Source organism: Micromonospora sp. NPDC049559 (assembly GCF_040676675.1).
Classification (GTDB): domain Bacteria; phylum Actinomycetota; class Actinomycetes; order Mycobacteriales; family Micromonosporaceae; genus JBFAPK01.
The window spans coordinates 1-25,903 of the sequence record NZ_JBFAPK010000041.1; the positions used below are offsets into that span (position 1 = coordinate 1).

Below are 25,903 nucleotides of genomic sequence, written 5' to 3' on the forward strand. Positions count from 1 at the left end.
TCCCCTCTGGCGGATGCCTTGTTCCACTCCGCCTTCTTACCACCGAGCCAACAGAACTGACCGGCCCGGGCCGGGTTCCCCATTCGAGGGAACCCGGCCCGGGCCTTTCTCGTGCCCGCCCACCGCGCAGCCGAGCGTGCCCGCCCGGAGCCGGCCGCGCCCGAGGTCGGGCTCGGGGTGACGCGTACAGTCGAGCGGTGAGCGCGGAGCTGATGCCGGGCGAGACCAGGCAGGCCGGGGCCGAGATCGTCGAGCCGACGAGCATGTTGTTGATCGGGCATGACGTGCCGATCGGCCGGTACACCACCGTGCGCCGGCTGCTGCCCCAACGCCAGCGGCGGATGGTCGGAGCCTGGTGCTTCGTCGACCACTTCGGCCCGGACGAGGCGACGACCGAACGCGGCATGTGGATCCCGCCGCACCCGCACACCGGCTTGCAGACGGTGACCTGGCTGCTGGACGGCGAGGTCGTGCACCGGGACAGCCTGGGCAACACCCAGCCGATCCGGCCGGGCCAGCTCAACGTGATGACCGCGGGGCACGGCATCGCCCACTCCGAGTACCCGCCGGCGGACCGCCCCCGCCTCATGCACGGGCTCCAGCTCTGGGTGGCGATGCCGGACAGCGCGCGCCACGACCCGCCGGCGTTCGCCCACCACGAAGACCTGCCGGTGCTGCGCGACGGGGACCTCACGGTCGACGTGCTGGTGGGGGAGCTCGCCGGGGTACGTTCCCCGGCCCGGGCGTACACGCCGCTGCTCGGGGCGCAGCTGGGCCTGCCGGCCGGTGCCACCGCCCGCGTACCGCTGGAGCGCACCTTCGAGCACGGCGTGCTGGTGATCTCGGGCGGGGCCGAGGTCGCCGGGGTCGAGCTGACCCCCGGGTCGCTGCTCTACCTCGGCACGGGCCGGCCGGAGCTGACTATGCGTGCCGGTACGGACGCCAAGCTGTTGCTGCTCGGCGGTGCGCCGTTCGACGAGCCGCTGGTGATGTGGTGGAACTTCGTCGCCCGCTCGCACGAGGAGATCGCCGAGGCGCGGGAGGACTGGATGGCGGGCCGGCGGTTCGGTCCGGTGGTGGACGACGACGCCGCGCCGCTGCCGGCCCCGCCGATGCCCACCACCCGGCTCAAGGCCCGCGAGCGCGACGGTCACATCCTCGGCTGACAACCGCCCGCCGAAGGCGCCGCCCGCGAGCGCTGCCCGCTGCCCGCCGACGGTGCCGCCCGCGAGCGCTGCCCGACCGTAGACCGCGCCGACCGCCAGCGCCGTCCGACTGCCGCCGCCGACGCCCGAACGGCGAACCGCGAACCGAGCCCAGATCCGACGACCGAACTGGTGCGACTGGTCGAGGCTGGGGCGGGTATGCCTGCCGCCGGGAGCGAGGGTGCTCCCCGGAAACGAGGCTGCCATGGGAACCAGCGCCGTCGTCGTCGCGGTCATCGTGATCGTGGCCGTGCTGCTGCTCGGGCTGGCGCTGAGCGTACGGATGGTCCAGCAGTACCAGCGCGGGATCGTGTTCCGGTTCGGCCGGGTCCTGCCCGGGGTACGCGAGCCCGGGCTGCGGTTCATCGTCCCGATCGCGGACCGGATGGTGCGGGTGAGCATGCAGACCGTGGTGATCGGCATCCCGGCGCAGGGCGCCATCACCCGCGACAATGTGACGCTGACCGTGGACGCGGTCGTCTACTACCGCGTCGTGGACCCCGTGAAGGCGCTGGTCAACGTGCACGACTACCCGGCGGCCGTGCTCCAGGTCTCGCAGACCGCGCTGCGGTCGGTGATCGGTAAGGCGGACCTCGACACGTTGCTCGCCGACCGGGAACGCATCAACGCCGAGCTGAAGGCGGTGATCGACGCGCCCACCGAGCGGCCCTGGGGGCTGCTGATCGAGCGGGTCGAGGTGAAGGACGTCTCGCTGCCCGAGTCGATGAAGCGCTCGATGTCCCGCCAGGCGGAGGCGGAGCGGGAACGGCGGGCCCGGGTGATCGCGGCCGACGGCGAGTTCCAGGCCTCGAACCGGCTCGCGGACGCGTCGCGGGCGCTCGCCGCCACGCCGGGCGCGTACCAGCTGCGGCTGCTGCAGACCGTCGTCGACGTCGCGGCGGAGAAGAACAGCACCCTGGTGATGCCGTTCCCGGTGGAGCTGCTCCGGTTCTTCGACCAGATCGCCCAGGGCCCGATGGCCCGCCCACCCGAGCCGACCGGCGAAACCGCACGGCCCGGCGGGACACCACGGCCCGCCGAAACCGCACGGCGCGATGAAACCGCACGGCCCGGCGGGACAATACAGCCCGGCGGGACAGCACAGCCAGGCGGGACAGGCCGGCCGGCCGAGGAGGAGACGTCGGCCTGGTAACTTCGCCGCTTTCCGGGTAGTCGCAGGCCATGGCGACCACTGCGATGAACAGCGTCGAGGAGCGGAAACGGCTCGTCCGCCGGCTGATCGGCACCGGCCGGGGCTTCGCCGAGCAGTACGGCTTCCGGGTGACCAACAACCCGGGCAGCCTCTTCCAGGTGCTCTACCTGGCGATCCTGCTGGGCCGGTCCGGTGACGCCGGGCGGGCGGTGCAGACCGCGGCGGCGCTGCGCGACCAGGGCTGGGACAGCCCGGCGCGGATGGCGCGGTCGCTGCACGAGGCGCGGGCGAAGGTGCTGCGCTCGTGCGGCCGGCGCGACGCGGACGAGCTGGCGAGCCTGCTCGGCGACCTGGCCCGTACGGTGGTGGAGCGCTACCGGGGCGACCTGCGGCGGCTGCGGGTGACGGCCCGGTACGACCCGGGCGCCGAGCGGAAGCTGCTCGGGCAGCTGCCGGGCGTGGACGACGAGGTGATCGTCCTGTTCCTGCGCGAGGTCCAGGCGCTGTGGCGCGAGGCGGCGCCGGTGGCGGACCGCCGGTCGCTGGCGGCGGCCCGGAAGCTGCGGCTCGGCCGTTCCGCCGACGACCTCGCCGAGCTGGCCGGCGGCGGGGAGTCCGAGCGGCTGGCCTGGCTGGTCGGCGCGCTGGCCCGGGTCGACGTCGAGCGCCGGTACGACGAGATCACACAGTCGGCGCGGGGTCGGTGACCGGGCGCGCCCCTACGATCCAGGGATGACTGAACACTTCGGCGTGGTCGTCCTCGGTGCCGGGCCGGGCGGGTACGTGGCCGCCATCCGCGCCGCCCAGCTCGGCCTGCGTACCGCGATCATCGAGGAGCGGTACTGGGGTGGGGTCTGCCTCAACGTCGGCTGCATCCCCTCCAAGGCGCTGCTGCGCAACGCCGAGCTGGCGCAGCTGCTGACCACGGAGGCGAAGACCTTCGGCATCCAGGTGGAGGGTCGGCTGACGCTCGACTACGGCGCCGCCCACAGCCGCAGCCGGAAGGTGGCCGAGGGCCGGGTACGCGGCGTGCGCTACCTGATGAAGAAGAACGAGATCACCACGTACGAGGGGCGCGGCGCCTTCGTCGACGCGCACACGCTGCGGGTCACCGGCGACGACGGCGCGGAGCGGACGGTGACCTTCGACAACTGCGTCATCGCCACCGGCGCGACGACCCGGCTGCTGCCGGGCACCTCGCTCTCCGAGCGGGTCGTCACCTACGAGGAGCAGATCCTCGCCGACCGGCTGCCGGGGAGCATCGTCATCGCGGGCGCCGGAGCCATCGGGGTCGAGTTCGCGTACGTGCTGCGCAGCTACGGCGTCAAGGTGACGGTCGTGGAGTTCCTCGACCGGATCGTGCCGCTGGAGGACGAGGAGGTCTCGGCCGAGCTGGCCCGGCGGTACCGGCGGCTCGGCATCGACGTGCTCACCTCGACCCGGGTCGAGTCGATCGAGGAGGTCGGTGACGAGGTACGGGTCACGGTCACCCGCGACGGGCAGCGGCAGACCCTGGTGGCGGAGAAGGTGCTCCAGGCGGTCGGTTTCCAGCCGCGGGTCGCGGGCTACGGCCTGGAGAACACCGGGGTACGGCTGACCGAGCGGGGCGCGATCGACGTGGACGGCCGGGGTCGCACCAGCGTGCCGCACATCTTCGCGATCGGCGACGTGACGGCGAAGCTGATGCTCGCCCACGCGGCCGAGGCGATGGGGGTGATCGCCGCCGAGACGATCGCGGACGCCGAGACGATGGAGCTGGACTTCGTGATGATCCCGCGGGCCACCTACTGCCAGCCGCAGATCGCGAGCTTCGGCTGGACCGAGGCGCAGGCGCGCGAGCGCGGCTTCGACGTACGGGTGGCGAAGTTCCCGTTCAGCGCCAACGGCAAGGCGCCGGGGCTGGGCGACACGACCGGTTTCGTCAAGCTGCTGAGCGACGCGCGGTACGGCGAGCTGCTCGGCGCGCACATGATCGGCCCGGACGTGACCGAGCTGCTGCCGGAGCTGACGCTGGCGCAGAAGTGGGACCTGACCGCGACCGAGCTGGCCCGCAACGTGCACGCCCACCCGACCCTCGGGGAGGCGGTCCAGGACGCGCTGCACGGTCTCGCCACCGGACACATGATCAACCTGTGAGCGTGTCACCAGCCACATTTCCGCGTACCTGACCGTACGGCTGATGTGCCGTCGTATGATAGGTGCGGTAGCGATGCCCTCCCGGTTCGGGTGGGCATCCGCCTCCCGGTGAACGTTCCCGGTTCGGGGGCGTGCTGTCTCACCGGGCTTCTCGGACGCGGCGCCCCGGTCACCACCGGTCCCGAGCATGCGCGCGGGCCGGCCGAACGGTGACCGGGCGCGGCGTCCGCTGACGAAATCCCCACCTATCCCGTCGCGGCCGTCCCACACCCGCGCCGACCTCGGCAAACCCGCCCCGACCGGTCCGTTCCGTCCCTAGCCTGGGGATGATCGCGGAAGGTCGCCCGGGGGGTGAGGTGGCGGCGGGGTGAACCAGGGGAGCGGGCCTGCCCCGACCGGCCGGCACCGGGGCCCGACCGAGGCCCGAGCGGCGGCGGTCCCGTACCATCCGGCGCTCGACGGGATGCGGGCGCTCGCCGTCGCCGCGGTGCTCGCCTTCCACGGCGGGGTCGCGGCCCTGCCGGGCGGCTTCCTCGGCGTCGACGCGTTCTTCGTCCTCTCCGGCTTCCTGATCACCTCGTTGCTCCTGGCGGAGCGGGCCCGCACCGGCCGGATCGCCCTCGTCGCCTTCTGGGCCCGGCGCGCCCGCCGGCTGCTCCCCGCCCTGCTGCTGATGCTCGGCACGGTCGCCGTCGCCGGCCGGTGGCTCCTGCCCGGTACCGAACTCGGCGCGCTCCGGGCGGACCTGCTCGCCGCGCTCGGCTACGTCGCGAACTGGCGGATGAGCTACCGGGGCGGCGACTACTTCGCGGTCACCGCCAGCCCGTCCCCGCTCCAGCACACCTGGTCGCTCGGGATCGAGGAGCAGTTCTACCTGCTCTGGCCACTGCTGGCGGTGCTCCTGCTGATCCGCGTACGGCTGCTGCTCGGCGTCGCCGTGGCCGGCGCGCTGCTCTCCGCGGGCGCCGCCGCCGCGCTCTACGCCCCCGGCGACGTGGACCGGGCCTACTACGGCACGGACACCCGCGCCGCCGCGCTGCTCGTCGGCTGCGCCCTCGCCCTGCTGCTGGCCGGCCGGACCGGGCGGGACGCGCCGCGACCGGCGGGCCGGTGGGGACGGAGCTGGCCGGGGGCGCTGGCGCTCGCGGGGCTGGTCGGCACCGGCTGGTGCTGGACGCACGCCACCGGGGACGCCCCGTGGCTCTACCGGGGTGGCCTGCTCGGCGGCGCGCTCGCCGTCGCCGTGGTGATCGCGTACGCGGTGACCAGGCCGTACGCGCCGCTCGCGCGGCTGCTGGCCGTGCCGCCGCTGCTCTGGCTCGGCCGGATCTCGTACGGCGTCTACCTCTGGCACTGGCCGCTGTTCGGCGCGCTGACCGCCGACCGTACCGGGCTGGGCGGGCCGGCGCTGCTGGCCGTCCGCTGCGCGGCGACCCTGACGGTGGCGACCGCCTCGTACCTGCTGCTGGAGCGCCCCGTCCGGTACGGGCGGTGGTTCCGGTTCCCGCGCCGGCCCCGGCTCGCCCCGGCGCTGGCCGGTACCGCCGTCGCCGGCACCGCGCTGCTGGCGGTCGTGGCCACCGTGCCGCGCCCGGTGCCCGAGCCGCCCGTCGGTCCGGCGGCGGTCGCGGCGACCAGTCCGGCCGCCCCGGCGTCGCGGTCCCCGCTACACCGCCCGGGCCGCCGGCCGGGCCCGCTGCCCCGGGTCACCTTCCTCGGCGACTCGGTCTCCTGGTCGCTCGGCACCTACCTGCCCCGCCCGGCGAACCTGGCCGTGACCGTACGGGCCGTGCAGGGCTGCGGCATCGCCCGGCTGCCGGAGCTCCGGTACCTGGGCGAGCCGCACCCCAACTACCCGGGCTGCGAGAGCTGGGACGCGCGCTGGCGCCGGGCGGTGGAGTCCGACGACCCCGATCTCGCGGTGATCCTGCTCGACCGCTGGGAACTGATGGACCGCCGCCTGGACGGCACGTACCGGCACGTCGGGGAGCCGGCGTACGACGCGTACCTGAACCGGGAGCTGGGCCTGGCGATCTCGCTCGCCTCGGCGCGCGGGGCGCACGTGGTGCTGCTGACCGCGCCGTACACCCGGCGGGCCGAGCGCCCGGACGGCGGGCTCTGGCCGGAGGACGACCCGCCCCGGGTGGACGCCTGGAACAGGCTGCTGCGGGCCGCAGGCGCCGCCCGTCCCGGCCGGGTCAGCGTGGTCGACCTCAACCGGCGGACCTGCCCCGACGGGCGGTTCACCTGGACCGCCGGCAACGTCCGGCTGCGCAGCGACGGGCTGCACTTCACCCCGGAGGGGGTACGCCAGTGGATCGCACCGTGGCTGAACCCGCAGCTCGCCAAGCTCTCCACGCAGGGCCCCGGCTGAGCGCCGCGTCTCGGCTGAGCGCCGCGTCTCGGCTGAGCGCCGCGTCCTGGCTGAGCGCCGCGTCCTGGCTGAGCGCCGCGTGCCGGCGGGCGAGCGGCCGGGCGGCGGGCTACCAGGGCCGCGCCGGCTGCTGCGGGTACGGCCGGACGGGCACCCGCCAGCCGCTCAGGCGCGGCGGCCGGTGCCGCCCGAACCGCCAGAGCAGCAGCAGCCAGCTCACCCCGACCAGCGCGACGGTGGCGAGCCCGATCCACTCCAGCAGCGGCAGCAGCAGTGCCTGGGCCGCGGTCGGCCGGATCAGCTCGCCGTTGTCGGAGAGCTGGGCCCGGCTGGCCCCGGTGAGCAGCAGGGTCAGCAGCAGCGCGATGGTGTGCATGCCGTCCCAGAGCGCGTGCAGCACCGACACGCCCAGGTAGGCGGCGAGGAGCCGGACCCCCACCACGAAGTGTTCCCGGGTGCTGGCGGAGAAGAGCACGCCGCCGAGGATCGCGGTCCAGAGCCCGTGCCCGACCGGGGCCAGCACGCCGCGCAGGATCTCGGTCTCCACCACCTGGATGATCGAGAGGCCCTGGCGGGTGAAGAGCGCGACGAAGGCGTACCCGGCGGACTCCAGCGCGGAGAAGCCGAACCCCACGGCGGCGCCCAGGATCATCCCGTCCCGGACGGTACGGACGGTGAGCTGGCGGGTGAGGAAGGCCAGCGCCGCGAGCTTGACGGCCTCCTCGATCAGCCCGACGCCCAGGAAGAGCAGCACCGAGGGGCGCAGCAGGTACGACTCCAGCACGGAGGAGGCGAGCACGCCGAGCACCCCGCCGGTGAGGAAGAGCCCGAAGAGCAGGTTCGTGCTGACCTCGCCGGTGTCGCGCCGGGCCGCCGCCCAGGACACGAACGTCACCGGTACCAGGAAGCTGCCGAGCAGCACGAGGGTCGGTACCAGGGTCGGGTTGCCGGTGAGCAGGATGACCGCGACCGTGGCGAGCCAGAGGGCGAGCCCGACCAGGAAGATGCGCAGCCACTGGCGACCGGGGCGGACCGGTACCGCCGACGGCTCGATGGCCTCGTTCATGCCCGCCTCCCTGGACCCGGCCGGGCTCCGGCCCGCCCTCGTGGACCGGGCCGGCCCCGGGCCGGCCCGACTCGCGTCCGCCGCCGCGCCGGGTCGCTCAGTGGACCAGCCCGGCCAGCAGGTTGATCGTGGCCGCGATGATGATCGAGCCGAACAGGTACGACAGCAGGGTGTGCCGCAGCACGTGCACCCGCATCTCGTGGCTCGTCACGTCCGTGTCGGAAACCTGGAACGTGGTGCCGATCGTGAACGACACGTACGCGAAGTCCGAGTAGCGCGGCGGCGCCGGCTGGTTGAAGTCGATCCCACCGTCCGGACCGGTGTAGTAGATCCGGGCGTACCGGGCCGTGAAGATCGTGTGCACCACCGCCCAGGAGAGCACCACGCTCACGACACCGAGCACGGCGTGCAGCTCCTTGCGGTAGCCCGGCTGCGACTGCGCCCCGATCAGCACCACGCCGACCGCCACCAGGCTGACCACGCAGGCGCCGAGCAGCAGCAGGTCGCGCAGCGCCCGGTTCGGGTCCTCGCGCAGCGCGAGCTGGGCGGTCCTGGTCGCGTCCATCGGCCACAGCGTCCACCAGGTCCAGGCCAGGTACGCCGCCGCGGCGGCGTTCCAGCCGACGACCGGCCCGAGGGACGGCAGGTAGAGCACCCCGCAGGCCGCACCGGCCGCGAGCCCGAGCACCGCCAGCGCGGCGAGCTGCACGCCCGGGGTCGCCGGTTCGCGCCGCCCGTCGCGTCCCCACCCCACCAGACTTCCGCCGGTGGCGCGGTCAGATGCCGCGCAGGTGCTGGGCCACCCGCTGGTGCTTGCGGTCGCGCGCCCGGGCCGCCAGGTCGGCCGGGGTCACCTCGGGCGCGACGTCGGTCGCCGCCGAGCGGAGCACCTCGTTGCTGTTCTGGTAGTCCACGGGCGGCAGGGCGCGCAGCGCCCGCAGCACCTGCGGCGGGGCGCCCGCCTCCTGCGCGCCGTGAATGATCTGTTCCTTGCTCGCCGGGTAATCCATCGACGAGAGGTATCGCAGCACGTCGGCGTTGCTCACCATGAGTTCCGCTCCTCGCCGTTTTGTCTGATCCAACCGGTCGGCGCTTACCCGCTCCGGACGGGCTCACGCTCGATCCGGCCCGCCGGTTCGGACCTTTTCTCCCACGGCCTCCCGAAGGCTCCCCGGTTCGGGGTCGGGTCAGCGCGGGCGCGGGTTCGGCAGGTCAGGCGCGGGTGCGGGTTCGGCAGGTCAGGCGACCGCGCCGGCCTCGCGCAGCCGGCGGATCGCCTCGTCGTCGCGGCCGAGTTCGCGCAGCAGCTCGTCGGTGTGCTCGCCCGGGTGCGGCGGCGGGCGCCGGATCCCCCCGGGGGTGCGGCTGAGCCGCGGCGCCGGGGCGGGCTGGGTCGCCCCGGCGTGGTCGACGAAGACCCGCCGCGCGGCCAGGTGCGGGTGGTGTGGCGCCTCCCGCCAGTCCAGCACCGGCGCGACGCAGGCGTCGCTGTGTTCCAGCAGCTCGCACCACTCGTCCCGGGTGCGGGTGCGGAACAGCCGGGCCCAGTGCTCGCGGGCGACCGGCCACTGCGCCGGGTCGGTGCGGTCGCGCCCCTCGCCCGCCGGCGGCTCGTACCCGGTCCGGCGGACCAACTCCGCGTAGAAGCGCGGCTCCAGCGCGCCGACCGCGAGGTACCGGCCGTCCGCGCACTCGTACGTGCGGTAGAAGGGCGCCGCCCCGTCGAGCAGGTTGGCGTCGCGCTCGTCGCGCCACATGCCGAGCCGGCGCAGGGCGTGCACCTGGGTGGTGAGCAGCGCGACGCCGTCGACGACGGCCGCGTCGACGACCTGCCCGGTCCCGCCGGCCCGTACGTCGAACAGCGCGCAGACCACCCCGAAGGCGAGCATCATCCCGCCCCCGCCGAAGTCGCCGAGCAGGTTCAGCGGCGGTACCGGTGGCTCGCCGGTCGGGCCGATGCCGTACAGGGCGCCGGTGAGCGCCAGGTAGTCGATGTCGTGTCCGGCGTACGGGGCGTTCGGGCCCTCCTGCCCCCAGCCGGTCATCCGCCCGTAGACGAGCCCGGGGTTGACCGCGTGGCAGTCGGCCGGACCGAGGCCGAGCCGTTCGGTCACCCCCGGACGGAAGCCCTCCAGCAGGGCGTCCGCGTCGGCGACCAGGTCGAGCACCACACGCCGCCCCTCGGCGCTCTTGAGGTCGACCGCGATCGACCGCCGTCCCCGGTTGAGCAGGTCCGGGTGCGGCGTACGGGCGGACGGCCCGGGCGCCACGTCACCGATCCGGTCGACGCGTACGACGTCGGCGCCCATGTCGGCGAGCATCATCGCGGTGAACGGGGCCGGCCCGATCCCGGCCAGCTCGACGACCCGGATTCCGGCCAGCGGGCCGGCGGGCGGGTGGGGGAGGCTCTCGGTCATCGGGTCACGATAGGGCAACCCCCGCTATTGACGTCCCTGAGCGCCGACGAAACTGATGATCATCAACTCTCCCGGTGACCGGCTCGCGTCTTCGCGCGCCGTTCACCTCTTGTCATCGTTAGTTAATGTCGTGCTAGGTCTTACGCCGTTCGACGGCTGGACACTGTCCACCGCCCGTGCAACTCCCGGTTGTCGAATCTCTGTCGTATCCGTGGATTGCCCGTGAGGACGCGGAGGTCGAATTGGTGGCACTGCTGAGTTTGATCGTGCCGGTGTACCGGGTGGAGGAATACCTGGCGGAGTGCCTGGATTCGATCTTCGGGCAGTCGTTCACGGATTTCGAGGTGGTCGCCGTCGACGACGCCTCGGACGACGGCAGCGCGAAGATCCTCGAATGGTACGCGCAGCGCCATCCGCAGCTGAGAATCGTCACGCTGGAGCGCAACGGCGGACTGGGCAACGCCCGCAACGTCGGCATCGCGCACGCCACCGGCACGTACGTCTGGTGCGTCGACAGCGACGACTGGCTGCCCGAGGGGACCCTGGCCGCGGTCGCCGAGCGCCTCACCGCCACCAGCCCCGACCTGCTGGTCGCCGGCTACGCCCGGGTCTATCCCGACGGGACGGTGGAGCACCACACGGTCGAGCCCGTGGGCGGCGGATCGCCGGTGCCGGACGTCTTCGACTTCGCCGAGCAACCGGGTCTGCTCGACATTCTCTGGATCGCCTGCAACAAAGTCATCCGTCGCGAGTTCCTGGCCCGGTCCGGCCTCACCTTCGGCCCCGGCTGGTACGAGGACGTCGCGTTCATCGTGCCGTTGATGCTCGCCGCCCGCCGGATTTCCCTGCTCGACCGATACTGCTACGCGTACCGCCAGCGGCCGGCTGGCGCGATCACACAAACCGTCAGCGCCCGCCATTTCGAGGTGTTCGACCAGTGGGAGCGGGTCTTCGCCTTCATGGACGCCCGACCGGGTGAATTCCCCACCCTCCGGCCACTGATCTTCCAGCGGGCGATCTGGCACTGCCTGCAGGTGATGGGCCACGCCCGCCGGGTGCCCCGGTCGATGCGGCGCGCCTATTTCGCCCGCACCACCGAGCTGTACCGCCGGCACCTGCCGCCCGGCGGCGCGCCGATGCCGGGCGGGAACGAGGGGATCAAGCAGCGGCTGGTCGCCGCCGGCGCGTACCCGTTCTTCGAGGCGCTGATGCTGGCCTGGCAGACCCGGGGCCGGTTGGTGCGCGCGGTGCGCCCGCCGCGACCGCGTACCCTCGATGCGCGGTCACTGGTCAAGACGGGCTGAGATACCGATGAAGCAATCGCACCCCGGGTCGGCGCGGACCGGCCCGGTCGGTCAGGGCTGGGCCTGGCGGCTCGCCGGCACCCCGGCGCCGCGCCTGCCCGAACGGGTCGCCCGCGTCGCCGGCCGGCACGTCTGGCGGGCACCACGCCGGGTTCACGTGCTGGCCGGCTCGATCGACCGGCTGCGGGACCTGCTCGCCGACCCGGCCACCGCCCGCCCCGCGCGCGGGGTCCGCGTCGTGGTCGCGTACTGGCGGGCACCGCGCAGGGGCTGGTCCGCCGCGGTCGGCCCGCTGCCCCACCTGGTCCGGCAGCGGGTCGCGCTGCCGGTGTTGGGCCGGGGCGCCGCCACCGTCAGCCTGCGCCTGTCCCGCCCCGCCCCGCTGCGGGACCTGCTCCGCGCGGCCCTGCACGCCCTGGCTCCCAGCCACCCGCTGCCGGAGCCGGCCAGCCCGGACCTCACCGCGTACCGGCTGCTGCCGTCGTACCTGCCGGGTGCGCCGGGCGGGCCGGTGGTGCTCGCCGGTGACCTGCCCACCAGCAGTGAGATCCGCCCGCACGACATCGTGCTCCAGCCGCCCGGGGCGCCCGCGCCCGCCGAGCCGGCCGATCCGCCGTACGCGGTCGCCTACACCGCGACCCGGCACGCGCTGGCCGGTCCGGGCGGGCCGCTGGTGCTGGTCGACGCGGAGCGGATCAACCCGCGGGGCCGGCGCGCCGAGGCGTACCGGCCCGGCGCGGCCCGGGCGCGGCTCGAATTCGCACCGGCCCGCCGCCGCGCCGGCGGCCGGGTCGAGGCGTGGCGGCCGCTGGCCGGCGCGGGGCTCGACGCGCCGGTCCTCGCGGCGCTGCGCGACACCGCCGCCGTCGAGGTCCCGCCGCTGCCCGAGGGGTCGGCGACCGATCCGACCGAGGTCGCCGCGCTGCTGGTGCAGCTCGCCGCGACCGGCGTGCTGGTGCACGCCCCGAGCCTGCCGCCGGCCGTCACGGACCTGATCACCCCGCCGCTGCGGGCCATGCTCGCCACGCCGGTGCCCGCCGGGGCCGACCCGCTCGCCCTGGAGGCGCGCAGCGTCCGGCAGCGCCGGGCCGCGCTGCGCGGGCACGCCGCCGCCTTCGCCCTGCCGCCGCTGACCGCCAGCACCTTCGGCGACCTGGGCCGGCTGCCCAGCGTGAGCGCCATCCTGGCGACCCGCCGCCCCGAGCTGCTGGCCACCGCGCTGACGGCGATCACCCGCCAGACGTACCCCGAGCTTGAGATCATCTGCTGTCCGCACGGCATCGAGCTGCCGCCCGAGGCGCGGGCGGTGCTGGTCGAGTCGGGGCGGCCGTACCAGATCCTGACCGGCGGTCCCGGCACCGGTTTCGGCGAGCTGCTCGGTACGGCCACCCGCGCGGCGCGCGGCAGCCTGATCACCAAGTTCGACGACGACGACACCTACTCCACCGAGCACGTCTGGGACCTGGTGCTGGCCCGGCACTACTCGGGCGCCACCCTGGTCGGCAAGGGCACCGAGTTCGTGCACCTGGAGGAGGCGGGCATCACCGTGCGCCGCTCGTCCGGGGTGCCGGAGGCGGACGGGGAACTGGTCGCCGGCGGCACGATGCTGCTGGCCAAGGGCGACCTGGAGGCCGTCGGCGGCTGGCGCCCGGTGCCCCGCTCGGTCGACTACGGGCTCATCGAGCGGCTGCGCCAGGCCGGGGCGACCATCTACCGCACCCACCCGCTCGGCTACGTCTACCACCGCCGCACCACCGGGCACACCTGGGATCCGGGGCAGCAGTACTTCCTCGACAGCGCGCACACCCGCTGGGAGGGGATTCCGGCGGACGCGATCGGCGACGCGGAGCCGGACGCCGACGGCGCCGCGCCGCTGTCCGGGGTGGTCGCCGGCGAATAGCCCGTGCCGGCCCCCCGCTCATGGCACCGTGAGCGGGGAGGTTCCGCACCGTAATGCCCCATCTTGCCGAGTCGTCCGCCCTGGCGTCGATCGGCTCACCCCTGCTCTGGGTGGTGAGCATCATCGGCGTGCTCGTCCTGCTCGCGATGGACTTCCTCATCACCCGGCGCCCGCATGAGGTACGGATCCGGGAGGCGATCGGCTGGTCGATCTTCTACATCGCCCTGCCGCTCGCGTTCGGGGCGTACCTCTGGGGCCGGTACGGCGGCGGCGAGGCGACCAAGTACCTCACCGGTTACGTCGTCGAGAAGTCCCTCTCGGTCGACAACCTCTTCGTCTTCATGCTGCTGCTCAACGCGTTCGCGGTGCCGACGCGGCTCGCCCAGCGGGTGCTGCTCTACGGCATCACCGGGGCGCTGGCGCTGCGCGGCGTCTTCATCGCCCTCGGCGCCGCCGCGCTGGAGACGGTCGACTGGGCGTTCCTGCTCTTCGCCGCCGTTCTGATCGCCACCGCCGGCAAGCTGCTGCGCGACGCGGTCACCGGCCGGGGCACGCACGTCGACGTACGGAGAATGCGCTCGGTACGGCTGCTGCGGCGGGTCATGCCGGTCACCGACGACTACCGGGGGCCACGGCTGACCGTGCGCCAGGACGGGCGGCGGGCGCTCACCCCGCTGAGCCTGGTGGTGGTCGCCGTGCTCGCCACCGACGCCGTCTTCGCCGTCGACTCGGTACCGGCCGTCTACGGCATCACCGAGGACCCGTACCTGGTCTTCGCCACCAACGCGTTCGCCCTGCTCGGGCTCCGGGCGCTCTACTTCGTACTGCGGGCGGCGCTGGCCCGGCTGGTGCACCTCAGCTACGGGCTCGCCGTGATCCTGGCCTTCATCGGGGTCAAGCTGGCGCTGCACTGGGCGCACGGGGTCTGGCCCGGGGTGCCGCAGATCCCGACGCTGCTCTCCCTCGGGGTGATCCTGCTGGTGCTCGCCGGGGTCACCATCAGCAGCGTGGCGACCACCCGGGACGGCCCGGACCACTCCCGCGACCGGGCGCTCAACGGTGAGGTGGCCCACCACAAGTCATGATCGCGAAACCGGCCGGGCGAAGCGGAGGGGATGGTAGGAATAGCGCATGGGCATAGTGTCACCGGGCTTCCAGGGCCGGCCCCGCTCCGGCGGGCCGGCGCTGCCACCCGGGCAGTACCTCACCGAGGACTTTCCCGTGCTCTCGGCCGGACCCACGCCCCGGGTACCGCTCGACAGCTGGGCATTCGCGATCACCACCGAGTCGGGGGAGGAGCACCGCTGGTCCTGGGCCGAGCTGATGGCCCTGCCGAGCGAGACCCCGACGGTGGACATCCACTGCGTCACCCGCTGGTCGAAGCTGAACACCACCTGGCAGGGGGTCTCCCTCGACACGCTGATGGCCGACGTGGAGACCGCCGCCGACTACGCGCTGGCGCACTCGTACGGGGGATACACCACCAACCTGCCGCTGGAGGACCTGCTCGACGGCCGGGCCTGGGTCGCGTACCGGTTCGACGGGGAGGACCTCGCGCCGGAGCACGGCGGGCCGGCCCGGCTGCTCGTACCGCACCTGTACTTCTGGAAGTCGGCGAAGTGGGTGCGCGGCATCGAGCTCAAGCTGATGGACGAGCCGGGGTTCTGGGAGACCGCCGGCTACCACGACTACGGTGACCCATGGCGCGAGCAGCGGTACCAGGGGGACTGACCCGTACCGGGGCCGGCTGGCGGGCCGCCCGGGTGGTCGAACGCCGCGACGAGACGCCCACCGCACGGACGCTGGTGCTGGAGGTGCCGGACTGGCCGGGACACCTCGCCGGCCAGCACATCGACATCCGGCTGACCGCCGCCGACGGCTACCGGGCCGAGCGCGCCTACTCGCTGGCCGGGCCGGCCGACGGTAACCGGATCGAGGTGACGGTTCAGCGGGTGCCCGACGGCGAGGTCTCCCCGTACCTGGTGGAGAACCTCCCGGTCGACGTGCCGGTGGAAATCCGCGGCCCGGTGGGCGGCTGGTTCGTCTGGCGCCCCACCGACACCGCGCCGGTGCTGCTGGTCGCCGGGGGTTCCGGCATCGTGCCGCTGATGGCGATGATCCGGGCCCGTCGGGCCGCGGGCAGCCGGGTGCCGTTCCGGTTGATCTATTCGGTACGCACCGAACGCGACGTCTACTACGCCGACGAGCTGCGCCGCCGGACCCGGGAGGACTTCGGGCTGGACGTCTTCCACGTCTACACGCGGGAGACCCCGGAGGGCTGGCCGGAGCCGGCGCGGCGCATCGGCGTGGCCGACGTGAACAGTCACGGCTGGCCGCCGGAGCTCGAACCGGCCGCCTTCGTCTGCGGGCCGACCGGCTTCGTGGAGAAGGTCGCGGACATCCTGATCGCGCTGGGGCACGACTCGCGCCGGGTGAAGACCGAACGGTTCGGCCCGACCGGGTGACGGCGCCGGGTCGGACCGGGGCCGCCTGGCGGAAGACCAGGGTGGACCGGCGGTCGGGCCGGCACCGGGCGCGGCCGGCCGAACCGACCGAGGAGAGGACGGATGATGACGGATCAGCTCTACACCGACGGTAACGTGCTGGCCGGACCGCTGCGCGAGGTGTTCGCGGTGGACGTCACCACGGCGGTCGACCGCTGCGCCTCCTGCGGCATGACCGGGCCGGTGGCGTCGCTGCGGGTCTACTCGCACGCGCCGGGCCTGGTGGCCCGCTGCCCGAACTGCGACGCGGTGGTGCTCCGGCTGGTCCGGGGGCCGAACACGGCCTGGCTGGACCTGCGCGGGGCGACGTTCCTGCAGATCCCGATGCCCCCGGAGCCGGTACAGCCGGTCCTGGGCGAGCTGCCCCGCCCCTGAGGGAGGGCGTTGCCCCGCCTGTGGCGGGCGCGGCGTCGGTGCGACGGTTGGGCTAGACTGGGCGCGGATCTCGTCCCCGTCGATGGCCCGCGTGCGCCGACAAGCACGCCGCACATGGACGAACTCTCCCGCGGCGGAGCCGCCCGCCTCCGGTGAGCCCGGCCATCCGGGTCCGGCCCCGCCGGGAACTCCGCGCCGCCCGTCGCCCGCGTGCCCACCGCTGCTGGGGGCATCTCGTCGCCGCGCCGCTCTGGCCGATGCACGGGGCCAATCTCGGTACGCTGCTGCGCACCTGCGACGCGGTCGGCGCCTGTCTGGCCGTACCGCCGTTCGACTGGGTCGACGGTGCCCTCGCCCGCGGCAACACGCTGCGGAAACGCGGCTGCGTGCACCGGGTCGGCGACCCGCTCGGGTGGCTGGCGCGGGAACGGGCCGCCGGCACCCACGTCGTCGGGGTGGAGCTGGCCGACGAGGCGGTCCGGCTCGCCGACCTGCCGGCCGCGCGCCGCCGGACGGTGATCGTGCTCGGCCACGAGGCGACCGGCATCCCCGACGAGGCGCTGGACTCCCTGGACTCGGTCGTGGAGATCCCGATGGTCGGCACCGGCCTGAGCCTCAACGTGGCGGTCGCCGGGTCGCTGGTGCTCTACAAGCTCGCGGGCCTGCTCTGAAAGCTCGCGGAATGCTCTGCCGAGGTGTCGAGGCGGCCTGCTCTGCCGAGGTGTCGAGGCGGTCGGCGGACCCGTGCCTTTCGGGAAGGGTCGGCAAGAACACAAGTGCAAGCCTTTGCTTGCACTTGCCTCCGGCGTTGTGCAAGCATTCGGTTGCACATGATGCCGCTGCCTGGGCCGCGATTCGGCCGGCCGACACGGCGCGACACCCGTACCCATCTGCGCCGCGGCCTCCGCCGCGGCCAGAGGAAAAGGAAGGCACCCGGTGGATCTGCACCTGGCCGGCAAGACCGCGGTCGTTACCGGCGGCAGCAAGGGAATCGGTCTGGCACTCGTCCGTACCCTGCTCGCCGAGGGAATGCGCGTGGTCACCGCCTCGCGCACCATCACGGCGGGGCTGAAGGAAACCGCGGCCGTGCCCGTGACCGTCGACCTCTCCACGGCCCACGGTCCGGCGGAACTCGTCGACCGGGCTCTCGTCGAACTCGGCGGCATCGACCTGCTCGTCAACAACGTGGGCGTCGGCGATACCGACGACTTCGCCAAGGGCGCGCGGCTCAACCTGATCGAGCTGCCGGACGACGTCTGGGAGCACACCTTCAACCTGCACTTCTACAGCGCGCTCCGGGTCAGCCGCGCCGCGCTTCCGAGCCTGGTCGAACGCCGGGGCACGATCATCAACGTCTCCTCGGTCGGGGCACGTTCCGTGGCCGCCGGGCCCGCCGACTACAACGTCTCCAAGGCGGCGCTCAGCGCGCTCACGAAGGTGCTCGCCGAGCAGTTCGGGGGGAAGGGCGTACGCGCCATCACCGTCTCGCCCGGACCGGTCGGCACCGGCGTGTGGACCGACCCGGACGGCTTCGTCGGCCGCATGGCGAAGGAGCAGGGCGTTCCGCACGACGCGCTCGTGGAGCAGATCCTCGCCGCGTCCGGCGTGACCACCGGCCGGGTGGCCACACCGGAGGAGGTGGCCCGGCTCATCGCGTTCCTGGCCTCGCCCAACAACATCACCGGTAGCGAGTACTTCGTCGACGGAGGCATGATCAAGAACGTGTGACGCTCGCGGACGCGCGTTGCCGGACGGTTGTCGTGCGGCACGCGCGGCCGGTCGCCCCGGCCGTCGCGCCGGCCGGGCGCGACGGGCTTCTTCAATCCAGCCCCGGCCGGCGCGGCCTACTGCTCGGTGCGGCCGGACGGGCGAGCGGGGCGAGCGCCAGCCAGAGGCAGGCGGCGCCCAGCCCTTCGAGGAGCCGCAGCGCGCCGCTCGCCGGTCGGCCGGCGACCATCAGACCGATCCCCGCCACGACCAGCAACACCTGCCACGGCGCGGCGACGCGCCGCACGGTGGCCAGCACCACCAGCGCCAGCAGGCCGACGAAGAGCAGCATCGGGCCGACCGTGAAAAAGACCAGCTCCACGCCGGGCACGGCGAACACCCGGTCGTAGAGGTCGACCATCGCGGGCTTGTCGGCGGTACGCAGGCCCACGACCAGGTCGATGACCATCTGTACGACCAGCGCCGCCGCCCCGGTCAGCGCGACGGCGAGGGCGACCCGGGCGGCGGGCGAGCCACCGAGGAGACGGAACAGCGCGTACGCGGCGGCTCCGAACAGCACGAAGCTCACGATCCACAGCGCGTGCGCGACATCCCAGCCGGTGTTCGGGCCGGAGCTGCCGCCGAGGCGCATGATCGCCCAGCCGGCCAACCAGCCGAGCGGTGCCGCCACCAGCCCGGCGGCGGGCAGACGGGCCGACCGCGACGACCGGGTGTCGATCAGTCTCGATGTCATGGATGGACCGTAGGCGCCGCCGACCGTCGCGCGCATCGGTGGTGCCCCGGAACCGCGCCCCGACTCTTCGGCCGGGGCGTACCCGTAGGGCGCGCACGGGCGAAGAGCCGGGGCCGGGCCGCGCGGCCGGTACGGCCTACCGCCGGCCCTCCGACCGGTACTCGTCGAAGATCTCGCCGAGGGCGCGCCGTGCGTACGTCGCCTCGTCGTCGGTCCCGCCCAGGGTCCGAGCCCGGGTGTCCAGCATCTTCCAGAGAGCCCAGCCGCGCCCGCGCGCCCACGTCGCCCGGTCCACGGACAGCCGGTCCCGGAACGCCCGCCGACCCTCGGCGGTCAACAACGTCCAGGCGATCGCCAGGTCGCAGGACGGATCGCCGGCGCCGCACGTACCGAAGTCGATGACGGCGGCCAACTTCCCGTTACCGAGCAGGAGATTGCCCCGCGCGACGTCACCGTGGAGCCAGGTCGGCACCCCGTCCCAGGGCGCGTCGAGCGCGTCCTTCCAGATCTCGCGGGCCAGCTCCACGTCGACGTGGCCGTCCAGCGTCGCCAGCGTGCGCTCGGCCAGCCCGGCGAAGGTGCGCAGCGTGCCGCCCCGGAACCAGTTGTGCTTGCCGGGCCGGGGGCCGCCGGTGGGATCGACGCGCCGCAACGCCGACAGGAACTCGGCCAGGTCGAGGGCGAACCGGACGGGGTCGGCGATCCGCTCCGCGCTCGCGGACTCGCCCTCGATCCACGAGTAGATCGACCACGGATACGGGTAGCCGGCGCCGGGTTTCCCCTGGGCCAGCGGCACGGGGATGGGCAGCGGGAGCCGGGATGCGAGTTCCGGCAGCCAGCGGTGCTCCTTCTCGACTGCCAGGGCGTACTCGGCCGCGCTGGGCAGCCGCACCGACATCCCGGATCCCAGGTGGAAGGTCCAGTTGTCCCAGCCGCCCTTGTCGACCGGCCGGACCGGGAGGTCCGCCCACCGGGGGAACTGCTCGGCGACGAGCCGGCGTACCAGCTCCGTACCGACGGTGACGCGTTGCGGTGCGGGACCGAGCTGCGGGACGTCGCTCACCGGAGCGTCCCTGCCGGACAGGGGAGAGCGGAGCGGCGGCGGCGCCACTGGCGCGCGTACTCGGCGTCGGGCCGGACGGCCGGCAACGGATTTCCACCCGTCGATCTAGGGCAAATCCTTGTGATTGGAGATCAAATAGCGAGGATATGCCCTAGATCGACGGGTGCTCGGGGTCGTCCGTCGTCCCCGGCGGGGTGGGCCGGGGCGGGCCGAGCAGCCGTTCGATCAGCCTCGGCTCGCCGGGCCAGGCGGCCAGCAGCACCTCGCGGGGCACCTGCCGGCCGGCGTACCGCAGCGCCAGCGCGACCACCACGATGTCGTCCAGCGGGCCGATGACCGGCAGGAACTCGGGTATGAGGTCGATCGGGCTGGCCACCCAGATGCCGGCGAACAGGATCGCGATCTTCGCGCGGCGCGGTACCCGGGGATCCCGGCGCAGCCGTCGCACGGTCGTCACGCAGTCGGGGACGAACGCCGCGAGGTCCCGCAGGATCCCGGGCGGCAGGCGGCGGGCCAGCAGGATCAGCAGCGCCCACGAGGCCGCCAGCAGGCCGATGCCGATCGCCAGGCCGACGAGCCAGTCACGCATCCGCTGCCTGCCCGGCCAGCGCCCCGATCAGCGCGTCCGGCGGGACGCTCGCGGGCCGGTCGCTGACCTGGCCGTCGCCGAGTTCCACGACGCGCCACGCCCCGTCCGACCGCAGCGCCAGGTCCACGGTGACGAACGGCAGGTCCAGACCGGCGAGCAGCGGCGCGAGCGCGGCCACCTCGACGCCGTCGGGCACGGCCGCGTCGGGGGTGTCGGGGTGCGGCCCGACCAGGGCCAGCCGCCCGTCGATCCACCAGGTCCGTACCTCGGCGGAGGTGAACCGCTCGAACCGGCGGAGCACCAGGCCGCCGGTGAAGTCGTCCTCCCGCAGCTCCAGGAAGCGCCGCGCGATCCGCCAGGCGCCGTCGCGGTCGGCCACGTCGGGGACGTACGCGGCCTCGTGCCAGTGGTGTTTCATCGACTTGGTGTAGTCCCGCAGCACCGCCGGTCCCGACCCGAGCCGCTGGCGAGCGTGGTCGAAGCCGTCCCGGTCGGCGCCGACCGTCCACGCCGTCTCGGGGGTCAGCGCGGCGAGCGGGTCGTACCATCCGGGCAGCTCGTGGGCGCGGCGGTACCGCTCGGGCGTGGTCCGCAGGGTGACCTCCCGCGCGGCCAGCGCCTCGGCGAACGCCGCGTACCGCTCGGCGCGCAGCATCCAGCCCCGGTAGACCGCGGGCCCGGCACCGGCGACGCGGGCGACGGCCGGGCCGGGCTCGCCGGCGGCCAGCGCGTCGTGGTCCACCACCGCGACGTCCCAGCCGGCGTCCCGGGCCGCGCCCGCCTCGGGCGCGAAGTGCGGGTCCGGTCTTCGGGGACGCAGCGGATCCCCGGGTACGAGCAACAGCATCGTCTCACCTCGTCGGAAAGCTGATCACCGCGCCACGGTGCGGGGCGTACACGGGTCCGGTCAGCACAGCGGGGACCGGTAGAGCACCTCGACGTAGACGATCTCGTCGTGCACCACGTCGAGGACGAGATAGCCAGACCAGGGCGCGTCGAGTGCGACGTTGCGGTGCCCGTCGCCGTACGGGCCGTCGGGGCGCGGCGCGGTGTGGAAGCTCTGGCAGAAGTCGTCCTCGCAGGAGCAGGCCTCGACGACGCGCAGCCGGTCGACCTGCTCGGTCAGCCGATCCTCGCCGTACTCCCGCAGGGCGGCGGCGAGTTCTCCCGCGAAGATCGGCCAGGTGGCGCGCAGCAACGGCGCCTCGGCCAGTCGGACGTCCACCGGCGGAGGTTACCCGACCAGCCTCCGTGCGAGGACATCCTGCCGGACGAGTCACGGCGTCCGGGGTGGTATTCCGGTAGCGGGGCGCCGCGGGGGCAGGATGGGAGGACCGCCCGGCGGGCGACGATGAGCGCCACCCCGGCCCACCCGGCCCGGACGGGCCCCGGCCACGAGTAGTGGAGTGAGCCAGCCATGTCGTTGCAGGTCGCGGTCTGCGGTCCGGCCGAGTGCATCGAGCGGGAGGCGGCGGACGCCTTCCGGGTGGGCCAACTCCTGGCGGCCGGGGACGCCGTGGTGGTCTGCGGCGGGGGCGCGGGTGTGATGGGCGCGGTCGCGGCCGGGGCCCGCACGGGTGGCGGGCTGGTGATCGGCGTACTGCCGACCGGCGACCGGGCCACCGCCTCGCCCGACCTCTCGGCGGCGATCGTCACCGACATGGGTGAGGCCCGCAACGCGATCATCGTGGCGAGCGCCGACGCCGTGATCGTCATCGGTGGCTCCTGGGGCACCCTGAGCGAGTTGGCGCTGGCGAAGCGGCGCGGCGGCGTACCCGTCATCTCGCTGGGCGGCTGGCGGGTGACCGACCACGACGGCGCGGCGATCGGCGGGATCGCGCACGTGGCCACGGCCGAGGAGGCGGTGGCCGCCGCGCTGGGCCGGCCCTCGGCATCGTCGCGAGCATGAATCGCGCGCTGCCGGGGTGAGCCGGACGGCGCGTGCGGCCGGCCGGCCGGGCGCCCACCGCACCTCGTACCGCCGGCGGTCTGCCGAAGCCTCAGCTCAGGGGGCGTCTCGGCGGCAGCCAGCCGAGCACCCGCGCGAACATCACGTCGGGCGGGGGCGCCGTGTCCGGGTGCAGCCGGTAGAGGTCGCGGATCATCTCGTGCAGGACGCCGCAGAGGTAAATGCTGGTCTGCACCGGATCGGTCCGGTAGTCCTCGACCAGGAACAGGCGGGCCTCGCCGCAGGGCCAGGGCTGGCCGTCCATGCGGCAGTGCCACAGCGGGCGCTGGGCCGCGTGGACGAGTTGGCGCGGTGGGGTCGCGGGGTTCACGGTTCGCTCCGCCGGATCGGTGGCCACGACTCCAGCGCCGCCACGCGTACGACCACGGTCCGCTCGCGCCCCTCGACGCCGCCCGAGATCTCCCTACCGGTGACCTGCACCCAGGTCAGGCTGTCGATCTCCCGCCCCGCAGGCGTCAACACCCGCGTCACCCGCAGCCGCAGCCAGTCGCGGCCCGGCCGGTACGCCTTCGGCGGAACGACGAGACAGTCCCCCTCCTGGAGTACGGGATTCACCGGTGCCCCCTCCGTCGCGAGTGTCGGGGGCAGATCGACAATTCGCGCCGACACGGCCCGTTCGATTCCGCCGCGATCTCGACTCATTCCGTACCCCCTTTGTTAATGGAAGGGAGCCGCCCCGTACCCCTTGAAAACGGGGCGGCTCCACACGGTCGCGCCCGAGCCGTCTCGGTGCCGTAGGTCCGAGCGTTTCCGCTGGTGACAGTCTGGTGTGGAGCCCGATAGTCTCGGAAGGCGCCGGGGGAGCAGTGATCCGGCAATGGCGAGCGCCGATCCGCATTCGGACGGAATCAAGGGGGATTGCGTGAACGATCTTCGGGAGCTGCTCAGGCAGAAGCGGACCGCCAAAGGACTGACGCAGGATCAGGCGGGCGCGGCGGTCAACGTCAGCGCGTCGTCTATCGGCGGCTTCGAGTCCGGCCGGATGATCCCGATGCCGGACACCGCGAAGGCCCTCGACGACTTCTACGGGACCGGCGACGAGATCCAGCGCCTCTCGGTCGACGCGCGCGCCGACGCGCAGGCCCCCTGGCTGCGACCCTGGACGGACAACGAGCGGCGCGCGACGCTGTTGCGCTGGTTCGAGCACAGCCTGATTCCCGGACTCCTGCAGACCCGGGAGTACGCGCGCGCCGTCCTCGCGGCCGGTCCGCACACGCCGGAGCGGGTCGAGGAGTTGACGGCCACCCGGCTGGCCCCGGCAGGAGGCGGCTCTCGACCGGCCCGACCCGACAATGCTCGTCGCCATCGTCGGCGAACCGGCGCTGCACCACGGCGATCCGGCGATCATGAAGCAGCAACTGGAGCACCTGGTCGACATCGGACACCGGTCGACCGTGCACATCCGGGTCATCCCCCAAGATGCGGGCCTGCACGCCGGGCTGACCGGGGCGTTCGTCGTGGCGATCCTGCCGGGCGGGTCCCGCCTCGGCTACCTGGACGACCAGCTACGCGGCCGGACCGTCTCCGACACCGACGAGATAGGCGAAATGGAGCGGACGTGGGAGAGTCTGAGTGCGCTCGCGCTCACGTGCGACCAGTCCCGCGACCTGATCCTGAGGATGATCCATGACTACCACTGAGCCCATCTGGCGGAAGTCCACCCGCAGCGGTTCCAACGGCGGCGCCTGCGTCGAGGTCGCCGACAACCTGCCGGACGTTGTCCTCGTACGCGACACCAAGGACCGCGACGGCGGCACCCTGACCTTCGCGCCCGCCGCCTGGCGGGCCTTCGTCCAGTTCACCAAGCGGTCCTAGACGAGGGAACTGCTCACCCCGAGCCCGGTACGCGGGGCAGGCGCCGCGCCGGCCGACGACTACCTCTGTTGAACCGTGGCTCGGCCACGGGCTCACCTGCGCGCCCGTGGCCGGTCCGGCACGACGATCGTCTCGACGGTGACGGGGGCGCCCCGGTCGCGGGACACGACCGCGCGGACCCCACTGGGCATCGCGGTTACGTCCGGTCGGGCTGGGGACGGGATCGACCCGGATCAGCTACCGCCCTACCAGCCCCGGGACCCGCGTGCGCCCGAGCCCGGTGCGAACGCGCGATTGCTGTCCACTGGAGACATCTCGGCCCCTCCTCGTTATGATCACGACCTCTTCGCACGGGATGAGGTGCAACGATGCGACGCAAGCTCGCTCCGGTCATGGTGATCGCGCTCGTCGGGGCCCTGGTGTTCGGTCCGGCGCCGAGCGACGCCAGCCAGCCGAAGGCGCTCGGCACCCCGGCCGGGATCGCGACGACGGCCGACACAACGATCATGACGACCCCGAGCCGGACGGCCGCACCGTCCACCGTCGCGGTCGCGGCCACGGTAGGCCTGAAGACGGTCACCCACAACATCTGCGGCGGCGAGTGCAGGAAGGGCACCACCGACAGCCTGCCGGTCATCGCGGACCTGATCGACGCGTACCGGCCGCACCTGGTGATGTTGCAGGAGGTGTGCTGGCCGCAGTTCGAGTGGTTCGGCGGGCACGCCTTCGCCTCCGGCACCTACCAGTTCGGCTACACCACCCTGCTCACCAACTACACCGGCTGCGGCGCCACGAGCTGCGCGGTCAACGAGGACACGGACCCGGCGAACGACGACCGGCGCTGTTGGATCGGCCAGGTCGTCGGCGCGCGCGGAACCCTGAGCAACCGGGACGAGATCGCGCTCGGCGGCGAGCGCTACCAGATCAGCGAGGACCACTTCGTCAACCCGCGGACCTTCACCGCCCTGTGCTACGACGCCAGCCTGGCCGAGTTGGGTACCCGCGTCGTCAAGGGATGCAGCGTGCACCTGCGGGCCTTCCACGACCCGACGAACATCAACGGCAGGGCCCGCATCGCCCAGGCCGCGAGCCTCGCCTCGAATCTCGACGGTGACATCGCCGTCGGCAAGATTGTCGTGGTCGGCGGAGACTTCAACTCGCACCCCACCGACACCGCCATGGACGCCCTCTACCGCCCGCAGACCGCGCCCGGCCGTGGTTGGGGCCTGTTCTACGAGGCCGATCAGGACGACAGCAACTATTACGCCGCCGGTTGCCCCGCGACCGCGACCGCCTGCCGCAGCGGCGCCAAGACCGTCGCCGTCGCGACGAAGTACGACTACCTCTTCTTCTCCGAGACCGTCGACCCCGCCTCGGTCAGCGGGCTCCCTGTCGACGTGGGCGACAGCGTGTCGGACCACGACTTCTACCGGGGCCTGGTGGAGGTGCGCACCTCCTAGACGAGTAAGCCCTAACGACCCTTGACAAAGTACCCAAGTTGTGGGCGCTCGCGTCCGCTGCCGGTCGCGGTGCCGGGGCTGGCGGTGGAGGTGGTCCGCGCGGGTCTCTGGC

At 73.4% G+C, this 25,903-nt stretch carries 26 protein-coding genes and 3 pseudogenes; 18 read left to right on the plus strand and 11 right to left on the minus strand.

The window, feature by feature from the left end; translation table 11 throughout:
* The first annotated feature begins 212 nt into the window (after nt 1–212).
* The 5 genes and pseudogenes from AB0J86_RS31975 (at nt 213) to AB0J86_RS31995 (ending at nt 6,868) form a co-directional block, all read left to right on the plus strand.
* On the plus strand, nt 213–1,166 hold the full coding sequence (locus tag AB0J86_RS31975; protein WP_363861474.1) for a pirin family protein: 954 nt from the start codon (nt 213–215) through the stop codon (nt 1,164–1,166).
* Nucleotides 1,167–1,410: 244 nt separating this feature from the next.
* A pseudogene (locus AB0J86_RS31980) lies at nt 1,411–2,178 on the plus strand (SPFH domain-containing protein); the annotation flags it as partial.
* A 209-nt stretch (nt 2,179–2,387) separates the two neighbouring features.
* Nucleotides 2,388–3,065, plus strand: a complete 678-nt coding sequence (locus tag AB0J86_RS31985; RefSeq protein ID WP_363861396.1) for a hypothetical protein — start codon at nt 2,388–2,390, stop codon at nt 3,063–3,065.
* 25 nt (nt 3,066–3,090) lie between these two features.
* Entirely contained in the window at nt 3,091–4,494 is a 1,404-nt protein-coding gene (lpdA, locus tag AB0J86_RS31990; RefSeq protein WP_363861397.1) for a dihydrolipoyl dehydrogenase, read from the plus strand.
* A gap of 367 nt (nt 4,495–4,861) precedes the next feature.
* Complete coding sequence (locus tag AB0J86_RS31995) at nt 4,862–6,868, plus strand: acyltransferase family protein (protein ID WP_363861398.1); 2,007 nt, start codon at nt 4,862–4,864, stop codon at nt 6,866–6,868.
* Between the two features lie 109 nt (nt 6,869–6,977).
* Here the strand turns inward: AB0J86_RS31995 and AB0J86_RS32000 are convergent, their stop codons facing one another.
* From AB0J86_RS32000 to AB0J86_RS32015, 4 genes are all read right to left on the minus strand, one after another.
* Nucleotides 6,978–7,934 (minus strand): PrsW family glutamic-type intramembrane protease, encoded by a 957-nt coding sequence (locus AB0J86_RS32000; protein ID WP_363861399.1) that lies wholly within the window; start codon nt 7,932–7,934, stop codon nt 6,978–6,980.
* A 97-nt stretch (nt 7,935–8,031) separates the two neighbouring features.
* On the minus strand, nt 8,032–8,688 hold the full coding sequence (locus AB0J86_RS32005) for a DUF1345 domain-containing protein (RefSeq protein WP_363861400.1): 657 nt from the start codon (nt 8,686–8,688) through the stop codon (nt 8,032–8,034).
* Between the two features lie 22 nt (nt 8,689–8,710).
* Nucleotides 8,711–8,983 (minus strand): DUF2795 domain-containing protein, encoded by a 273-nt coding sequence (locus AB0J86_RS32010; protein WP_363861401.1) that lies wholly within the window; start codon nt 8,981–8,983, stop codon nt 8,711–8,713.
* 189 nt (nt 8,984–9,172) lie between these two features.
* Nucleotides 9,173–10,351 (minus strand): CaiB/BaiF CoA-transferase family protein, encoded by a 1,179-nt coding sequence (locus AB0J86_RS32015; protein WP_363861402.1) that lies wholly within the window; start codon nt 10,349–10,351, stop codon nt 9,173–9,175.
* Nucleotides 10,352–10,596: 245 nt separating this feature from the next.
* Between AB0J86_RS32015 and AB0J86_RS32020 the strand changes: the two genes are divergently transcribed.
* From AB0J86_RS32020 to AB0J86_RS32055, 8 genes are all read left to right on the plus strand, one after another.
* On the plus strand, nt 10,597–11,655 hold the full coding sequence (locus tag AB0J86_RS32020) for a glycosyltransferase family 2 protein (protein WP_363861403.1): 1,059 nt from the start codon (nt 10,597–10,599) through the stop codon (nt 11,653–11,655).
* Between the two features lie 7 nt (nt 11,656–11,662).
* Nucleotides 11,663–13,555, plus strand: coding sequence for a glycosyltransferase (locus AB0J86_RS32025; protein WP_363861404.1), 1,893 nt, complete (start codon nt 11,663–11,665; stop codon nt 13,553–13,555).
* 53 nt (nt 13,556–13,608) lie between these two features.
* Nucleotides 13,609–14,640: a TerC/Alx family metal homeostasis membrane protein gene (locus tag AB0J86_RS32030; protein ID WP_363861405.1), complete on the plus strand. Its 1,032-nt coding sequence runs from the start codon at nt 13,609–13,611 to the stop codon at nt 14,638–14,640.
* Between the two features lie 46 nt (nt 14,641–14,686).
* Entirely contained in the window at nt 14,687–15,286 is a 600-nt protein-coding gene (locus tag AB0J86_RS32035) for a sulfite oxidase-like oxidoreductase (RefSeq protein WP_363861406.1), read from the plus strand.
* Nucleotides 15,256–16,020 carry a ferredoxin reductase gene (locus AB0J86_RS32040; RefSeq protein WP_363861407.1) on the plus strand — a complete coding sequence of 255 codons (765 nt, stop codon included), beginning with the start codon at nt 15,256–15,258 and terminating at the stop codon, nt 16,018–16,020. The genes AB0J86_RS32035 and AB0J86_RS32040 overlap by 31 nt, the downstream gene beginning before the upstream one ends.
* A gap of 105 nt (nt 16,021–16,125) precedes the next feature.
* Nucleotides 16,126–16,434 (plus strand): DUF6510 family protein, encoded by a 309-nt coding sequence (locus AB0J86_RS32045; RefSeq protein ID WP_363861475.1) that lies wholly within the window; start codon nt 16,126–16,128, stop codon nt 16,432–16,434.
* A 152-nt stretch (nt 16,435–16,586) separates the two neighbouring features.
* Nucleotides 16,587–17,105, plus strand: a complete 519-nt coding sequence (locus AB0J86_RS32050) for a TrmH family RNA methyltransferase (RefSeq protein ID WP_363861408.1) — start codon at nt 16,587–16,589, stop codon at nt 17,103–17,105.
* A gap of 265 nt (nt 17,106–17,370) precedes the next feature.
* Complete coding sequence (locus AB0J86_RS32055; protein WP_363861409.1) at nt 17,371–18,162, plus strand: SDR family oxidoreductase; 792 nt, start codon at nt 17,371–17,373, stop codon at nt 18,160–18,162.
* A gap of 91 nt (nt 18,163–18,253) precedes the next feature.
* Here the strand turns inward: AB0J86_RS32055 and AB0J86_RS32060 are convergent, their stop codons facing one another.
* The 5 genes from AB0J86_RS32060 to AB0J86_RS32080 all read right to left on the minus strand — a co-directional run bounded on the left by AB0J86_RS32060 (nt 18,254) and on the right by AB0J86_RS32080 (nt 21,772).
* Nucleotides 18,254–18,895: a hypothetical protein gene (locus AB0J86_RS32060; RefSeq protein WP_363861410.1), complete on the minus strand. Its 642-nt coding sequence runs from the start codon at nt 18,893–18,895 to the stop codon at nt 18,254–18,256.
* 136 nt (nt 18,896–19,031) lie between these two features.
* On the minus strand, nt 19,032–19,958 hold the full coding sequence (locus AB0J86_RS32065; RefSeq protein WP_363861411.1) for an aminoglycoside phosphotransferase family protein: 927 nt from the start codon (nt 19,956–19,958) through the stop codon (nt 19,032–19,034).
* 151 nt (nt 19,959–20,109) lie between these two features.
* Entirely contained in the window at nt 20,110–20,547 is a 438-nt protein-coding gene (locus AB0J86_RS32070; RefSeq protein WP_363861412.1) for a DUF1232 domain-containing protein, read from the minus strand.
* Nucleotides 20,540–21,394 carry an ATP-grasp domain-containing protein gene (locus tag AB0J86_RS32075; RefSeq protein WP_363861413.1) on the minus strand — a complete coding sequence of 285 codons (855 nt, stop codon included), beginning with the start codon at nt 21,392–21,394 and terminating at the stop codon, nt 20,540–20,542. The genes AB0J86_RS32070 and AB0J86_RS32075 overlap by 8 nt, the downstream gene beginning before the upstream one ends.
* Before the next feature lie 60 nt (nt 21,395–21,454).
* The gene (locus AB0J86_RS32080; protein ID WP_363861414.1) at nt 21,455–21,772 is read right to left on the minus strand and encodes a hypothetical protein; all 318 of its coding nucleotides are present in this window, start codon (nt 21,770–21,772) and stop codon (nt 21,455–21,457) included.
* Nucleotides 21,773–21,964: 192 nt separating this feature from the next.
* Between AB0J86_RS32080 and AB0J86_RS32085 the strand changes: the two genes are divergently transcribed.
* Nucleotides 21,965–22,456, plus strand: a complete 492-nt coding sequence (locus tag AB0J86_RS32085) for an LOG family protein (RefSeq protein ID WP_363861415.1) — start codon at nt 21,965–21,967, stop codon at nt 22,454–22,456.
* Nucleotides 22,457–22,547: 91 nt separating this feature from the next.
* Here AB0J86_RS32085 and AB0J86_RS32090 read toward each other — a convergent pair whose 3' ends face one another.
* Entirely contained in the window at nt 22,548–22,826 is a 279-nt protein-coding gene (locus tag AB0J86_RS32090) for a hypothetical protein (protein WP_363861416.1), read from the minus strand.
* Entirely contained in the window at nt 22,823–23,071 is a 249-nt protein-coding gene (locus AB0J86_RS32095) for a hypothetical protein (RefSeq protein WP_363861417.1), read from the minus strand. Before AB0J86_RS32095 ends, AB0J86_RS32090 begins: the two co-directional genes overlap by 4 nt.
* A 262-nt stretch (nt 23,072–23,333) precedes the next feature.
* On the opposite strand from AB0J86_RS32095, the pseudogene AB0J86_RS32100 reads away from it, so the two are divergent.
* The 4 genes and pseudogenes from AB0J86_RS32100 to AB0J86_RS32115 all read left to right on the plus strand — a co-directional run.
* Nucleotides 23,334–23,759, plus strand: a pseudogene (locus tag AB0J86_RS32100) (Scr1 family TA system antitoxin-like transcriptional regulator); the annotation flags it as partial.
* 25 nt (nt 23,760–23,784) lie between these two features.
* Nucleotides 23,785–24,156, plus strand: a pseudogene (locus AB0J86_RS32105) (DUF5753 domain-containing protein); the annotation flags it as partial.
* Nucleotides 24,143–24,331: a DUF397 domain-containing protein gene (locus tag AB0J86_RS32110; protein ID WP_363861418.1), complete on the plus strand. Its 189-nt coding sequence runs from the start codon at nt 24,143–24,145 to the stop codon at nt 24,329–24,331. The pseudogene AB0J86_RS32105 and the gene AB0J86_RS32110, both read left to right, overlap by 14 nt.
* 368 nt (nt 24,332–24,699) lie before the next feature.
* Nucleotides 24,700–25,791 (plus strand): endonuclease/exonuclease/phosphatase family protein, encoded by a 1,092-nt coding sequence (locus AB0J86_RS32115; RefSeq protein WP_363861419.1) that lies wholly within the window; start codon nt 24,700–24,702, stop codon nt 25,789–25,791.
* The last annotated feature ends 112 nt before the right edge of the window (nt 25,792–25,903 follow it).

Bases quoted from the DNA above. Each gene is read 5' to 3' on its own strand.
- AB0J86_RS31975 (WP_363861474.1), top strand. From the start codon at position 213: ATGCCGGGCGAGACCAGGCAGGCCGGGGCCGAGATCGTCGAGCCGACG.
- AB0J86_RS31985 (WP_363861396.1), top strand. From the start codon at position 2,388: ATGGCGACCACTGCGATGAACAGCGTCGAGGAGCGGAAACGGCTCGTC.
- lpdA (WP_363861397.1), top strand. From the start codon at position 3,091: ATGACTGAACACTTCGGCGTGGTCGTCCTCGGTGCCGGGCCGGGCGGG.
- AB0J86_RS32000 (WP_363861399.1), bottom strand. From the start codon at position 7,934: ATGAACGAGGCCATCGAGCCGTCGGCGGTACCGGTCCGCCCCGGTCGC.
- AB0J86_RS32010 (WP_363861401.1), bottom strand. From the start codon at position 8,983: ATGGTGAGCAACGCCGACGTGCTGCGATACCTCTCGTCGATGGATTAC.
- AB0J86_RS32015 (WP_363861402.1), bottom strand. From the start codon at position 10,351: ATGACCGAGAGCCTCCCCCACCCGCCCGCCGGCCCGCTGGCCGGAATC.
- AB0J86_RS32025 (WP_363861404.1), top strand. From the start codon at position 11,663: ATGAAGCAATCGCACCCCGGGTCGGCGCGGACCGGCCCGGTCGGTCAG.
- AB0J86_RS32030 (WP_363861405.1), top strand. From the start codon at position 13,609: ATGCCCCATCTTGCCGAGTCGTCCGCCCTGGCGTCGATCGGCTCACCC.
- AB0J86_RS32035 (WP_363861406.1), top strand. From the start codon at position 14,687: ATGGGCATAGTGTCACCGGGCTTCCAGGGCCGGCCCCGCTCCGGCGGG.
- AB0J86_RS32040 (WP_363861407.1), top strand. From the start codon at position 15,256: ATGGCGCGAGCAGCGGTACCAGGGGGACTGACCCGTACCGGGGCCGGC.
- AB0J86_RS32045 (WP_363861475.1), top strand. From the start codon at position 16,126: ATGACGGATCAGCTCTACACCGACGGTAACGTGCTGGCCGGACCGCTG.
- AB0J86_RS32060 (WP_363861410.1), bottom strand. From the start codon at position 18,895: ATGACATCGAGACTGATCGACACCCGGTCGTCGCGGTCGGCCCGTCTG.
- AB0J86_RS32070 (WP_363861412.1), bottom strand. From the start codon at position 20,547: ATGCGTGACTGGCTCGTCGGCCTGGCGATCGGCATCGGCCTGCTGGCG.
- AB0J86_RS32075 (WP_363861413.1), bottom strand. From the start codon at position 21,394: ATGCTGTTGCTCGTACCCGGGGATCCGCTGCGTCCCCGAAGACCGGAC.
- AB0J86_RS32085 (WP_363861415.1), top strand. From the start codon at position 21,965: ATGTCGTTGCAGGTCGCGGTCTGCGGTCCGGCCGAGTGCATCGAGCGG.
- AB0J86_RS32110 (WP_363861418.1), top strand. From the start codon at position 24,143: ATGACTACCACTGAGCCCATCTGGCGGAAGTCCACCCGCAGCGGTTCC.
- AB0J86_RS32115 (WP_363861419.1), top strand. From the start codon at position 24,700: ATGCGACGCAAGCTCGCTCCGGTCATGGTGATCGCGCTCGTCGGGGCC.